The organism is Novosphingobium sp. MBES04 (genome assembly GCF_000813185.1).
GTDB lineage: Bacteria > Pseudomonadota > Alphaproteobacteria > Sphingomonadales > Sphingomonadaceae > Novosphingobium > Novosphingobium decolorationis.
Genome location: NZ_DF850488.1, coordinates 1,994,504 through 2,008,173, shown reverse-complemented (window position 1 = coordinate 2,008,173; position 13,670 = coordinate 1,994,504). Strand labels below are relative to the sequence as shown.

At 56.8% G+C, this 13,670-nt stretch carries 10 protein-coding genes; 3 read left to right on the top strand and 7 right to left on the bottom strand.

Annotated features, from left to right (window positions below; genetic code table 11):
* A partial coding sequence (locus MBENS4_RS08725; RefSeq protein ID WP_159108034.1) for a hypothetical protein occupies positions 1-2,539 on the top strand: 2,539 nt, incomplete at its 5' end.
* A gap of 382 nt (positions 2,540-2,921) precedes the next feature.
* Here the strand turns inward: MBENS4_RS08725 and MBENS4_RS08720 are convergent.
* The 7 genes from MBENS4_RS08720 to MBENS4_RS08690 form a co-directional block, all read right to left on the bottom strand.
* Positions 2,922-4,118 (bottom strand): GIY-YIG nuclease family protein, encoded by a 1,197-nt coding sequence (locus MBENS4_RS08720; RefSeq protein WP_039390163.1) that lies wholly within the window; start codon positions 4,116-4,118, stop codon positions 2,922-2,924.
* The gene (locus MBENS4_RS08715) at positions 4,111-6,183 is read right to left on the bottom strand and encodes a DEAD/DEAH box helicase (RefSeq protein WP_039392065.1); all 2,073 of its coding nucleotides are present in this window, start codon (positions 6,181-6,183) and stop codon (positions 4,111-4,113) included. The genes MBENS4_RS08720 and MBENS4_RS08715 overlap by 8 nt, the downstream gene beginning before the upstream one ends.
* Positions 6,180-6,710: a hypothetical protein gene (locus tag MBENS4_RS08710; RefSeq protein WP_039390161.1), complete on the bottom strand. Its 531-nt coding sequence runs from the start codon at positions 6,708-6,710 to the stop codon at positions 6,180-6,182. The genes MBENS4_RS08715 and MBENS4_RS08710 overlap by 4 nt, the downstream gene beginning before the upstream one ends.
* A gap of 281 nt (positions 6,711-6,991) precedes the next feature.
* Positions 6,992-7,321 carry a hypothetical protein gene (locus tag MBENS4_RS08705; protein ID WP_144400876.1) on the bottom strand — a complete coding sequence of 110 codons (330 nt, stop codon included), beginning with the start codon at positions 7,319-7,321 and terminating at the stop codon, positions 6,992-6,994.
* Between the two features lie 38 nt (positions 7,322-7,359).
* Positions 7,360-10,104, bottom strand: coding sequence for a class I SAM-dependent DNA methyltransferase (locus tag MBENS4_RS08700; protein ID WP_039390156.1), 2,745 nt, complete (start codon positions 10,102-10,104; stop codon positions 7,360-7,362).
* Positions 10,105-10,215: 111 nt separating this feature from the next.
* On the bottom strand, positions 10,216-10,980 hold the full coding sequence (locus MBENS4_RS08695; RefSeq protein WP_039390153.1) for a DUF5131 family protein: 765 nt from the start codon (positions 10,978-10,980) through the stop codon (positions 10,216-10,218).
* The gene (locus MBENS4_RS08690) at positions 10,980-12,113 is read right to left on the bottom strand and encodes a three-Cys-motif partner protein TcmP (protein WP_039390151.1); all 1,134 of its coding nucleotides are present in this window, start codon (positions 12,111-12,113) and stop codon (positions 10,980-10,982) included. Before MBENS4_RS08690 ends, MBENS4_RS08695 begins: the two co-directional genes overlap by 1 nt.
* A gap of 359 nt (positions 12,114-12,472) precedes the next feature.
* On the opposite strand from MBENS4_RS08690, the gene MBENS4_RS25310 reads away from it, so the two are divergent.
* Together MBENS4_RS25310 and MBENS4_RS08685 are read left to right on the top strand one after the other, a co-directional pair.
* A complete protein-coding gene (locus MBENS4_RS25310) occupies positions 12,473-12,958 on the top strand; it encodes a hypothetical protein (protein WP_144400875.1) in 486 nt (161 codons plus the stop codon).
* A 207-nt stretch (positions 12,959-13,165) separates the two neighbouring features.
* On the top strand, positions 13,166-13,645 hold the full coding sequence (locus MBENS4_RS08685; protein WP_039390150.1) for a hypothetical protein: 480 nt from the start codon (positions 13,166-13,168) through the stop codon (positions 13,643-13,645).
* Positions 13,646-13,670 lie beyond the last annotated feature (25 nt).

The following is a 13,670-nucleotide window of genomic DNA, read 5'->3' as shown; positions in this document are numbered from 1 at the left end:
AGGCCAGAGCCACTACGAGGCACTGCTCGTCAGCATGGGGGATACCGCTCCCCGGGACTACCAGTTCTTCGGCAACGCTCTCTTCGTCGACCTCTGTGGCGAAGGGGAGAACTGGGTCTCACCGAAGGACCGTTCTGCCCTCGGGGCCATGCAAGTCTACACCTTCGAATGGGACTTGAACTCGCTCAGCTTTCTGGAAGAGCAATGCCGCTGGTTGCTCCCGATGAAGGACTGGCAGGCTTCGTCCATGGGGAGGTTGTTCGCCACCCTGAAGCAGTGGGCCGATTTCCGAGCCATCAACGTGACGTATTCTGGAAGCAAGTCGCTCCACATCCACATCGTAATGGAAACGGCGTTGGTACGAGATCGATTGAGCCTCGAATTGGCATCGAGCGCTGTCTATCATGGTCATCAGGCGCACTGGAACATTCTACGCGACATCGTGATCGGGCATCTGCAACCCTCATGCGTTGAGGCGCTGGATGGGAACCTCGTTCGACCTGTTCAACTACGTCGTATGCCCAACGGTATGCGGATCGCCCCGGAGGATCACCTGCTGGGCCTGATAAAAGGGTCACGGGTACGGCAAGTCGTCTTGTGGGAGCAGAGGGTACAGCGCAATCCGGCGACCGCGATCTTCCATCAGCCCGGCTTATACACCGCCCCCGAAGGCAAAGTGGTCAAGGCCATGAGGGAGCCTGCTGATCGCGGCAAGGGCTTCCTGTTCCACGAGCAGCACGAATACTGCGAACAGCAATTGCGCGGATGGTTCGATGGAACAGGCCTCATCCTCGACCGAATTACCCAAGAGGGTGACCAGTACGTCGGGCTGTTTCGCAACTCGGTCACGGACGTTCGCGCGGGAACCATCCTGTCCGAGTTCGCCGTGAGCCCAATGGTGCGAGGAACAGGAGCCTCGGCTATCGGTGACCTGCCCCCATTACCGTTGCCGTTCGGGCAAATGCTTCACTTGTGGGCTGACGAATTGGATCACACGAGAGCTTACGAGGTCACCGATCTGTTGCTCGCCCGCAAGCGCCTGAACGATTTCACACCCTTCTGGGTGATGGGGAACCCGATTTCCCTCATCCATACTGGCGAAGGGGTGGGTAAGACCACTGCGATCATGGCGAGCATTACCCTCTCGGCCCAAACTGGTGACACCGGGCAACCATCTATGTTCGCGTTCTCGACGTACGAGGACGCGGAGAAGAAGGCCGAGGAATTCAACTCGCTCTCAACCGGGAATACGCGCCTCGATGCCCAGCGCCGAGAGCGCTTCCATGGTGTCGTGTGGTATTCGTTCTCTCGTCTCTACGAAGATACCGCGAAGGCGCACGGATATCCGATCCTGACACAGGATCAGGCCGACGAGAAAGGTGTGACGCTCTGGAGCCTTATCCTGCGTGCCCAGCCCGAGGTCGTATGCCTGATGCGTGAAGACCTTGCGGCTCTTTTCGATGAGATCGGAAACCGAACGCCGGTCCTGTTTTCGGTCCATGCCGTAGCGCAACAGTGGTCGTACAACACGGTGACGCGACAGATGCTCTCCCGAGACTTTTTCGACGAAACCTTTGACCCCATTAGCGCGAAATGGACATCGAACTTGAACTGGCTCGTCCATGACGAAGTTTCGATCAAGACCTTCGTCGATGCCTATACCAAGAGGCAGATGGGGTGGCTGTCATCCCTTCGGGATGCGTCCCCGAAAGTCTGGTCTTCGGCAAACAGTGCGCGGCAGCGGCATGCCTACGCGAAACACGTTAAGTCCGATACCCTGAAGGAATACATGGTCGACAGGCCTGATGCTCAGCGAGCCTTACGGGCTGGGCTCGACACGTTCGAGGAAGTGACCATTCGGGACGCGATGGAGTATGGGCTAAAGGACCATGATCACACCAGTTATGCGTGCGAAGGCGAGGCATTCTACATCCGCTACCGGGATTGGTGGCTAGAGGGCAATGCCCCAGTTGCCAACCGAATGGTGTTCCTGACGACGGAGACGGCCCCTGCAATTGTCGCCCAGTTGGCTACGCCTGACCTCAGGTATCTCAGGCCCAAGACCTCTATCGGGCGCGATGAGATCGACGTCTACGCGACCCGTTCCGTGAATGCCGAGACGATACCTGAACTCGCGAAGGCCTGTATGGGCAGTAACGTCCATGTCATCGGCAACAAGCTCAAGGATATGCCGAATGCCACGAGTGCGTATGCGGTTCGTGGACGAAACAATCTCGATACCGCCGACATCACCCAATTCGTCTCGATGATGCACCCGGATGAGTATCGCCTTTATCAGGCCTTGAACACGAAACTTGGCCGTGATGATCTGTGCCGCATCGCCCACGTGGACAGCATCAACCAGTCTTGTGGTCGCAATCGTGGCCCCCGCAACGCTGGAGCGGAGCATGAGCTTCACATCAACCTGACCCTCTTCCGGGCGATCCACGCATGCCCGTCTGCGATGGACGAACTTCGGTACCGCTGGCGCTTGCAGATGGATGAGAACCAGCGTCGTAATGCGCGTAATGGGGGCTAAGGCCTGAGGATTTATCGAAAGCCGGGGTGGCTGAATGAGGACGGCCGTCCCGGCGAAGTGAGAGAAGTACGAGCAACACGGAAAATCAATAAATTTATTATCAACACCAATTATTTAAATAATGAATCAGTCAACGCCTACCTGATAAATTCCTTTCATGAAGAAAGAAGATGATCCTCGCGAACTAGCCCACAAGATGGGTGCAAAATCCAAGACGACGAAATGCGATTGGTGGCTGAATGAACCCAAGCCACCGGTACGTAAGCGGCGAAAAAAGAAAGGCGTGAAGGTCGGTTGGACCTCGCAGTACTATGGCCACAGCGGGGGATTCACTCCCGGAGGAGGGCGCTTCTCGTGAAGGGCTCACCCCGCACTGAAACGTTCAGCATTCCACCAACCGAGCCTGCTGCGGATCATAACGGTAGTTCGTGATACTGCCGTCGCGAATCCGCTCCACCGCCTCGTTGATCGCAGATAACGGGACGAGAAACCATTCGCGCGGTTTCACCGGGTTGCCGAACCGATCTTGGATCGTGAGATCGAGGATGGCGCTGGCGAATACCTTGTGGATGAGACCCTCAATTTGCACACGATTGATGTTGAACAGCTTGTAGGTGGCGACGACCTCCACCCCGGCAAGCATGTAGGTAGCGGACTTCTCCGCGCCGGAAATGCGCGTTTCCACCGATCCTCCGGTGACGCCGATTTTGTGGATCAAGTCCCGGTATTCAGCCACCATGGGGTGGTCGGACTTGCTGCGCAGCACATAGATGGTGCCGCTTTCGAGGTCGCCGTCTTCGCTCTCTGCGGAGAACAGAGGCCCTGCCTCGATTTCCGTGACGCGACGGCCCGCTTCGTCTTTGTAGAGCGCGCGCTGTAAGGATCGGCGCAAGATATCGCTCTCGGTGCCATTCGAATAGATGACCCGAAGACGCGCGTCGAACTCCCCGTTCGGTGCCCGGAAAGTCTCTCCGACCTCGGCGACATAGGCGACCTGCCCACCGAGGATGAAGAACTGACCCTTGGTGATGTCGGCCTTGAGGAATCCCGCATCCTTCACGAACTGCCGGGTCTCTCGCAATCCCTCGGCGAGGTCGCGTTCCACCTGCTCGAACACCACCTTGAACTTGTCGAAGTCAGTGCATTTGATGCGGTTGGCGATTTCTTCGGCGGCGCGGCGCTCCTCGGCGGACGGGACATGGCGAAGGATACGAATGTCGTCCTCGCTGGTCGGCTCGACGCCCAGTTCGGCCAGAAGATCATCGTCGTCGATATCCGCCGTGGAAGCCTGCTCCTCCGTCTGGGAGCCGGTAAACAGTCCATGCTTGTCCAGATCGGTCAGCAGTTCCCGGCATTCGTCGAGTTCGCGCAGCCGGTCGAGCCGGATCGCGTAGAGGCGCTCGAAGATATCACGATCTTCGCCGTGAAGCGGGGCGCGGCCATGTTCCTCGAAGAACCGCATGACATCTTCGAAGCCCGCAATGATCCGCTCTTGGCGCGGCGTGTAGGTCCGAGCCTTGGGGGCCTCGACCTCAACACCGAGTTCGGCCAGCAGTTCGTCGTCTGAGAGATCAACCATTGGCTGCCTGTGCGCGATAACGGGCGAAGGCCGCAACCCCCTCGGCAAGGCGTTTTTCCCAAGCGTCCTGTGAATTGATATCCGGCAAGCGCCCCCGCTCCTTCTTGAAGCGCAGCGCCCACTCGGCAAGGTCACGAGCTTCCTCTGGGGAAATCTTGACCTTCTTCGCCGAGATCACCGACTGAACCTGCTTCAACACCTTCTCGTCCATCGACTTCGCCAGAATCGAGTAGGCTTCGGCGAAGGGGTTGATGCTATCGACGAGATCGATGTCGAGATCGCGGACATCCATCGAGAACTGGCGAATGCCGTCAATGAGTGCAGTGTTGGCCCGCTCCTCACCGGGGGTATCGGTCGCCGTCCCCATCGCGATTGCCTTGGCTTTCTGCGTGAGATTGAGGGCAGCGATGGCATGCTGGCGCACGGCCTCCTGATCGTCGGCGCTCAGCTCGGGGTAACGGTCGCGCACGATCTTGCCCATGCGAAGCTGGGTCAGTTCCTGTGGCAGGGTTTCCTCGTTGAATAGACCCTGCTCAAGGCTGGGCTTGTCCTGCACGAACTGGGTGATGACCTCATTGAGGTCTTCCTGACAGATGCGCTGCGCCTCAGTGCTCTTGGGCTCGACCAGCCCCTTGATCTCGAAGTGCAATTGGCCGGTATCCTCCCGGACACCGACATTGTTCTCACCGGGCTTGTAGCCACCGGGGCCGTAGTCGAAGTCTTCGAGTGGGCCGCAATCCTTCGGCGAGAATGTGAAACGAGGAGCCAGCACTTGCTCCATGAGCAGGCTGGCGGCAATCGCCTTCAGGGTATCGTTGATCGCGCCGACGACGGCGGCTTCCGAGGCATCGGGCTCGGCGATCAGATTGGTGAAGGTGGCGGTATCCTTCCCCGGTGCATCGCGGGTGGCGCGACCGATGATCTGAATGATCTCGGTGAGACTGGACCGGTAGCCCACGGTCAGTGCGTGCTCACACCAAATCCAGTCGAATCCTTCCTTCGCCATGCCCAATGCAATGATGATATCGACATGATCGCGGTCGTTTTTGTGCGCGGAGTCTTTGAGCGCCGCCAGAACCTTGCCGCGCTTGGCGGCGTCGCTGTCATCAACGAGATCGGCGATCTTGATGACGCGCCCGTCGGGCAGTTTCACGCGGTGGAAACCTGTTTGGGGATCGGCACCCTGCCATTCCCCTAGGTACTCCATGATCTCCTCGACCTCTTTCACCTTGTCCTTGGTGCTTTCACGCGAGTTCACGGAAGGGATGTGGACGATGGTCTTCTTCGACGGATCGAGGACGGATTCAATCGCTTCGAGGTAGCGGCCGGTGTAGAAGAAATACCCGATGTTGAGCGCCTTGAGGTGCTCATACCCGTTCAACTGCTCGTAGTAGGTGTAGGTGACGGTCTCGAATTTGGCTTCATCCTCGGGCGTCAGAACGGGCACCGCGTCGCCACGGAAATAGCTCCCCGTCATCGCGACGATGTGGGCCTTATCCCGACGGATAAACTCGGCAAGCTGGCTGCCGAGGCGGTTGTCCGCACTGGCAGAGACATGGTGGAATTCGTCCACCGCGATCAGACGATTATCGAATGCCTCAATACCAAGGCGCTCAACCGCGAACCGAAATGTCGCGTGAGTGCAGACCAGTACCTCGTCGCTGCTTTCGAGGAATTGACCCACGGCCTTGATCTTCGAGGGATCGGCGCGGTCCTCGTCCGGCCCCGGTGCGTTACAGAGATTCCATTGCGGCTTCACCACCCAGTCGGCCCAGAAGCCGTAGTTACTGAGGGGCTCATCAGCAAAGGAGCCGCCGATGGACTTCTCCGGGACCACTATCAGGGCCTGCTTGAGCCCCTGATTGCGTAGCTTGTCGAGCGCGATGAACATCAAGGCACGGGACTTGCCTGATGCCGGAGGCGACTTGATTAGCAGGTATTGCTCGCCGCGCTTGTTGTAGGCGCGCTCCTGCATGGGACGCATGCCAAGGGCATTGGACTTCGCCGAGGCCCCAGTGCGGGCGGTCTGGAAGGAAACGGCGGGGATGGGTTTCGAGGTGGTCATGGCTTCCAATTCTCCGCAGTCTCAACACCGATCTTCCAAGCCTTCTTGATGGCCTTCGGCGAGGCTAGGAAGAATTCACCACCGAGTGATTTGCCCTTAGCGTCAAGATACGTCTTCATCGCGTCCTCGCCTGCAATGGCGTGCTGGCTGGAAGGGAGTGGATCACGCTCAGGTTCGAAAGTAGTCTTCCATACAGTCCATCGGAACGTTCCCGCTGGCAGCGCTTTGTTGTGTGTATCACACCGCGTTTCCGGACTGCGGGAAAAGCCCACCTTCACGATGAGTGCCTCCTCGGGGTCTTCGCCGAGCAAGGCGTGAATGGGGCCGCCCATTCGCAGGATATAGAGATGCTTAGGCCCCTCTGCTTCCCGCACCGTATAGCCACTCTGAGAGACTGGACCCGGCTTGCTAGGCCTTAATGCCTTCTTTGCGGGCTGCGGCAGGATACTATCGACGGGCACTTGGCCATAAACCGGCACTTCGACCAAATCGAGTTTTAGCAGGTTTTGCACCTCGTTGGCGCTCATCGGCTGCGAATAGGCCCCTATGGCACGAGCGCCACCGGGAGTGTAAGTGTCAGGAGCGAACTCCTCGATCCTCGGTCTCGATTCAGGAGAGACACGCCATGCCCTTACGATCCGCAAAGCATGGACCCACTTGTCTCGCCGTGATGGGTCTGCCCGCTCTTTCTTCGCAATCTCTGGGCGCAAATAATCCCACTTTTCGCAAACTTGATGTGACAGTTGGAGTACGCCGAGAACGCGCCTTCGTTCGTCAGGCTCCGCCTTGTCCGTACCATATATCACCATCAGAAGGCCCGGCTTCGACCTACTGACAAGGGTTGTACTTTGCTCATGTCGGCAAAGCCGACGAAGCCCCATGCCTCCGGTGTAAATCCGTAAAAACTCTTCAGCCAGACGTCTGGCTCTTCGCCCGTGGTAGCCGCAAGCGGGTCGAGCATGGCATTGCGGTCAACGCCTTCTCTATGAGCAAGTTCGAACGCGCTGATGCTACCATACGTTGCCTTGGCGAACTTGGGTGCAATCTGCCCGAAGGTGCGGTTCTCGGGCTTGGTCCATGCGTGGGCCTCGAACATGCGTTCAAGGCCACCGTATTGCTCAGCCGCAATTCGGTTCACGGCCTTCTTATCCCAACCCGGTGCGCGCGTTGGCTCCGTCACGCCGCTTTCCCCTTCGCGGTCATCTTGGTGTAGAGTTCGAACAGCTTTTCGAGGCGTTCGGTGTCGTTGCGGAAGCGGCGACCGATGTAGATGCGTTCGAGTACCTCGTCGTTTTCCTCATGAGCGCGGCGCAGGTCTGCGGGCATAGCCTCCGGATCGTAGAGGTCAGCGATGGTCGCCGGGAAATGCGCCTCCCGGGCGAGCAGAATGTTCTCGGCGCAGCGGGTGAGGTCGGCCTTGTTTTGCTCGGTGAGCTTGGGGAGCGGGAAGGTGTTCCAGCCAAGTGTGTTCGAATAGGAAAAGTCAGTTCTCATGCGAACGCAAACGGTGCCGATCCATACCCAATGAAGCCGAGAAACGATGAGGGAGAGATTCCAAAGCGGGGCGTCATAAATTGCGTAGCACTTATGACCTATGACCGCCTTATCCTGCGTGAGAGTCGCAGGAAGATAATCCCGATTTTCGGAGGTTATCGCGGGAACGACAATCGCAATTTGCCCATTCGCTGGCGACAACTGAACAAATCTATGCGAGATTTTAGCTTTCTGCTGGGTAGAAGGAGCCTTGCTTTCCAGCCTAAATCTTTTCACTTTGTCAATCTGCTGAGCCAGAAATGGATTTTTCTCTACCTCATCCAAGTCCGCTTCGAGCAGCCATAGACAGCAACGAGGAACTCCGCGCATCATCTCATACGCACCCCAAAAATCGCGCACGAATTGTTGAGGGACGGCATTTTCATGCAGAAGCCAGTCCTTCTCTCGTTGCTCAAATATGAGATGCCCCCCGTCCTTCGCCATGTTTCCCAAAAACATCTGCGGCTGTTCGCCCATAGGTCTTTGCCTTGGTTCGATAACCTGTGTTGTGCCTTGGACCAGATACGGTCCAATTACATCCACTCGTTGACGCTGCCCATCCTCGAAGATGTATCGATCAAAGTCGGCTGTTCGAGATAATCCGACAACAATGACGGTCACTCCTGCATTCTGAGATGCAAGATTTGCCCATTTGAAGGAGCGATGAGCGAACAATATTGAGTTTCCTGCGGAAAAAATAATTGGCCAGAGGATAGGAACTTGCTCCCCCTGACAAATTGAGTTTGTAGCCACCAACGCGCCACTTGATTTAGAAACGGCGGCCATGTAGTCACTTAACTTAATTAGCCATCCGGCCACATAGTCTAAGCTCTTGTGCTTTTGCGTCCTCGCCCCCAGCAATCTTGCAAGATCATCTTTTTGGTCATTATCCTTCTTGTTTCGGCCTTTGTATGGGGGATTTCCGCAGATGTAGGTCTCCCCGCCCGCGTTCTCAAAGTCGATCTCGGACTGATCGAGTGGCGTCTTGAACAGGTCATCGCCACGGACTTTCACGCCAGTCCCGGTAGGCGGGCAGATGCTCAGCCAGTCGAGCCGCAAGGCGTTGCCACAGGTGATCCAGTTATCCGAGTTCAGCGGCAGGAACTCGGCCAGCGCCTCCTTCTGACCGCGATAGAGCACATCGCATTGATACTCGGCGATGATGAGGGCGAGGCGGGCAATCTCAGCCGGGAAATCGCGAAGTTCGATGCCCCGGAAATTCGTCAGCGGAATTTCGGTACGGCGGTCGGGCTCGCCGCGTCGCTTGTTGATCTCTGCCTCGATGGCCCGCATTTCCTTGTAGGCGATGACGAGGAAATTGCCCGAACCGCAGGCGGGGTCGAACACCCGGATACGCGCCATGCGGCTGCGCAAGTTGAGGAGCTTGCGCGAGTTGTCGCCCGCATCTTCCAGCTTTGCGCGGAGATCGTCGAGGAACAGCGGGTTCAGCACCTTCAGAATGTTTGGCACGCTGGTGTAGTGCATGCCGAGGGCACCGCGCTCCTCATCGTCGGCCACTGCTTGGATCATCGACCCGAAAATGTCCGGGTTGATTTTCTGCCAATCGAGACTGCCGATATGGTTGAGGTAGGACCGCGCGATCTTGCTGAACTGGGGCACTTCCACGGACCCGCTGAAAAGCTGGCCGTTCACATAGGGAAACTGGTTCGCGTAACGGGGTATCTTCGCCGCCTCGCGGTTAACGATCTTGGTGTCCATCGCACGGAACAGTTCGCTGATGACCGCGTGGGTGTCTGAGGAATCCCGCGCGCTCATTTGCTCGACCGTCTTGGTGAACAGGCCCTCGCCGAGGAAGATGTCGGTATCCTCGGCGAAGAAGCAGAAGATCAGCCGCGCCATGAAGTGGTTCATGTCCGGGCGGCGCTCGGCCTTTGCCCAGTCGGGGTTGTCCTTGAGCAATTCGACATAGAGCCGGTTGAGCCGCCCGGTCGCCTTGATGTCGAACGAGCTTTCCCGGATTTGCTCGACCGTGGTGATCCCGGCGAGGGGCAAGAAGAAGCCGAAGTGATCGGGAAACTCGGAATAGGCGCACGCCACGGTGCCTCCTCCCGACAGGTCTTCCGCTTGGAAGGAATCCCCATCTGTGGCGAGGACGAACTTGGCCTTTGCCGTCGCTGTTTTCGGGCTGTCGCGCAGCGTCGCCAGCGTGGCCTCAACCTCACCGAGAGCGCATGCTGCGAGGTGGATATTGTTGCGCTGAAGCACGCCACCCGTGACATCCGATGCATTGGTCGAACCGGATCGAAGACGCTGAATCGTCGTGTTTTTGTTCCCGAATGCCGTCAGGAACTGGAACGGGAACTCAGCCGGGTCAAACGGCTCAAGCGCAAGGGCGGATACGGCTTCTTCGATCTCAACGGGATTCATGTGGGCACCTTATCGGCGCACATATCAGCGGCCAAGGTCTCGTTGAGAACTCATCCCGGATGGCACCGATTTTCCGTGAATATGTGGCGCTTCAGGTGCTCGAATGGGCAATCATACACTTTCAGGCATGAGTGCCCCACCCGGCATCTCGTCCCAAGTCCGACCATCCAGCACTCGGCCTGTCTTTGACTTCACCGGCCCGCCCCATTGCTTGAAGTGGAACGCGGTTTTTCCGGAAACGCAGATATCACGAATTTCACGCACCCATTCGACATCCATTTCACGCGCTCCGGGGCCACTTTCCCCGCCTGCGATGATCCAATCGATGCCTCTTGGTGATAGCTCCTTCAACGAGCCCAGCAGTGGTTCGCAGGACAAGAATTTCGTGTGGGCTCCCGTTTCGCGGAGACGATCAACTCGCCAAAGAACATCGTTATTCTCGACGCTTACGCCCATCCAGATGTTATCGCTCCACTCAAGCTGCGGAGACAATTCCAGCAGGCGATCTGCGCGCTTGGTGAGAATCTGATATATGTGCCGGGGGGTAGCTCGCATGACCGCAAAGACTTCCTGAATGAAATCGGCGGGCACCGCCTCGTGGAACAAGTCAGACATGCTATTCACGAACACGCGCCGCCCTTTGCGCCACCCATGCGGGGCGGAAAGGGCATGCCGGTCAAGCACAACTTTACCTGTCCAGACCCGCCGCTTACCTGATAGGCGTGTCGTGCCCGCGTATTTCGCTTGCCCCATCACTTCGAGGCGTGCGGCCATCCGCATGGCATAGCAGTTCGTGCAACCTGCCGTAAGGACGGTGCAACCGGCCACGGGATTCCATGTCGCATCGGTCCACTCGATAGACGATGAACTTCCCATTATGCAGCCCTGCTGGGGAAAGTTACCATGGTCTTCTCGGAGAAGGTGCGCTCGCCCTTCCGCATTGGTCGCGATTGCGCGGGGGGATTTGCGACGATCTTACCTTGGACCTCCATTTGACCAAGCACGGCCTTGTAATTCCGCTCGATAAATGGCGTGCCGACATGGTGAGATTCGAAGATCGACTTCATGGACATCGTGCGTCCTGAAAAGCGTGAGAGCAGTTCGCCCGCGAGCGTATCGAGAGGCCGGTTTAGCGAAAAGAGGAGCGGACAGCGTGCGTCTGCCGGGGAATATTCAAACGATGGAACGCCTTGATCCTCAGTCGAGCTTTCCCCGGCCATGATGTCCTTCATGATTCGGTAGCCGAGTGGGTTCTTTGTGACGAACACCAGCGCATGGGATGTGCGGCTGCCGTCAGGTCGGCGGAAACGGAAAGGGAGCATATATTCTGCGCCAAGCTCTTTCAGGGCCTGAGCCAATTCTTCCAGAACAAACACCTCACGCTCATGCGGCAGTTGGTCGATCAACGCAGCGCGCATGCGGGAGATGCGCTCTGATCCGAACAGTGCATCCATATGGTGGCGTACTGAATCGTTGTTGATGCCTGCGTTGATCCGGCTGTAATTGAAGAAAAATACGCAATCGCACCCCCAGTTCTTGATGACGGACTGGATGATGCCTCGCGACAATCCCTTGTATCCGAAAGGATCGATGAACGAAAAAGTCGGGCAATTCCGTGCCCTTGTGAACATTGATTCTGCGTCCTTGCCCACTTCGGAGCAAAGAATCAGCGGCGCATTTTTCAGCCGCTCTTTCCCCGGCAGACTATCGAGGCAGGATTGCAAGGACGCTACATTTTCGGGGTCGGCATCGTTGAACATCGGGACAAGTAACTTCGATAGCGCCTCATCGGCTATCGCCCGTTCAAGCACCATCAAGGGGGTGGACTTAGCACCATCCTTATACCGCCCCGGCCCAGCGAAAAGATCGATGTAGGCGAGGCGTGAGATCCGAATGCCTCTTGCGGCGTTCGCGATCATCACTCGGCTCCACGCATCGAAATACTTCGCGACTATCGCAGCTTTTACGAGCGACTGGTCCCGCTGTTCGTCAAAGAATGATTGCCCCATTCGCCCCTCACTTTCACACCAGACTTACCCGAAAACAGAAGGGGAACAAAGTCCTGTTTGGCGATTCCTTCACATGGTGCCGCCGTGCGCCGCAGAGGCGCGGGTTGTCTCTACGCTATCGAATGTTGGAAGATTACGAATGCGCGTGGATGTCATCTCCTGAAAGGCCAGCCATCTGGGTTCAGCATTCTCGCCCACGATAAGCGATCACCTATCTCGTAAAAAGTGGTAGACAAACTTTTCAAATGTCACTATATGCAAAAATGGTAGTTTTTTAAAAATATTTTGACTTGGTGGGTGGGGTGCGTCTACAGTGCGTCTCGTCGCGTCGTTGCGACGATTTGACGTGAGCTTTTCTAATGCAACCTCAGACCGAGCGTGTAACTCTAACGGAACATGGCAGCCGCCTTCATATCTCGTTCCGGTACAATCCTGATGCAATCGAGGTTGTGAAGGGATTACCGGGTGCGAAATATTGCGGGTATAAGCGCAGTTGGTCTGTCTCGGTACGTTATCGAAAGCGAATTGCAGAAGCGGTCGAAAGGGTCGAGGCAATCTTTGCTGATGAGGCCGAGGCAAAAGCCGCCACACTGAAGGCACTCGACGACGAAGCCGCACGAGACCCTCTGCCGGAAGTTCGCGGGTTTCGGTGTTATTCGCGCAACGGCCTCTGGATCATCTCGTCACCTTTTAGCCCCGGTCTCGTGCAGTCGTTCAAAACCATCAAAGGCGCGAAGTGGAACGGGTCTGCATGGACGTTCCCGTCGGGCGCTCGCGAGGAACTCACCGCCATTCTGGCTCCGCTGCGTGAGTCGCAGATAGAAAAGGAACGCGCGTTGTCGTAAATACGGCAATCATCATTGACGTAAGTATTCGGAACCTCGTGTCCCGTGGATTAAAATCAATCGACGCGTCCATATGGGCGTGACGTCCATCCTTGTTCGGGACCTCGCGTCTCGTGGATCAAAACCAAAAACCATGCCCCCGGCTCACCTGCGGAAATGATTTCGCGGGACGCCCCATTTTTGCCCATTTGAACAAGGACATTTGAAATGACCAAACCTAGGCCCAAGTCCACCTATATCGGCAATCACATGGTTGTCACCGAGGCCGGAATCGAGGCTGCCGAGCGCGAAGAGACCCGCGATGGCGACGTGATCCGCGAAATCCAGAATCATCGCCTGAATTATGAGGTGGGAGAGGAAATCGAAGTCGGCTGCGAAATCTGGACCGTGAGAAACTATGAATACCATCTGTCCGACAACTATGAGCATTGTTGCCAATTCGTGACGTGGCCTGATTACGGCAGGTTCGCACACTCCTATGGAGATGTCACCCTTTGGGGCGATTACGATGTAAAAAATCGAATATTTTGTTTTGAATATCTAACAGATTGCAGTGGAAACCATCTGTGCCTCGACGAATACGGTAACGATATCACGCAGAGAAACGAAAACGAGGACGAAGACGAAGACGAAGACGAAGACGAAGACGATTTGGCGATCCCGGCAGAGGGCATGACGGTCGGCTGATCGTCACTGACCCTCGATGGCGCGG

Coding starts and splice junctions, on each gene's coding strand:
- MBENS4_RS08710 (WP_039390161.1), bottom strand. CDS start 6,710: ATGAGCGCCAACGAGGTGCAAAACCTGCTAAAACTCGATTTGGTCGAA.
- MBENS4_RS08720 (WP_039390163.1), bottom strand. CDS start 4,118: ATGGTTGATCTCTCAGACGACGAACTGCTGGCCGAACTCGGTGTTGAG.
- MBENS4_RS08685 (WP_039390150.1), top strand. CDS start 13,166: ATGACCAAACCTAGGCCCAAGTCCACCTATATCGGCAATCACATGGTT.
- MBENS4_RS08690 (WP_039390151.1), bottom strand. CDS start 12,113: ATGGGGCAATCATTCTTTGACGAACAGCGGGACCAGTCGCTCGTAAAA.
- MBENS4_RS25310 (WP_144400875.1), top strand. CDS start 12,473: ATGCAACCTCAGACCGAGCGTGTAACTCTAACGGAACATGGCAGCCGC.
- MBENS4_RS08695 (WP_039390153.1), bottom strand. CDS start 10,980: ATGGGAAGTTCATCGTCTATCGAGTGGACCGATGCGACATGGAATCCC.
- MBENS4_RS08700 (WP_039390156.1), bottom strand. CDS start 10,104: ATGAATCCCGTTGAGATCGAAGAAGCCGTATCCGCCCTTGCGCTTGAG.
- MBENS4_RS08715 (WP_039392065.1), bottom strand. CDS start 6,183: ATGACCACCTCGAAACCCATCCCCGCCGTTTCCTTCCAGACCGCCCGC.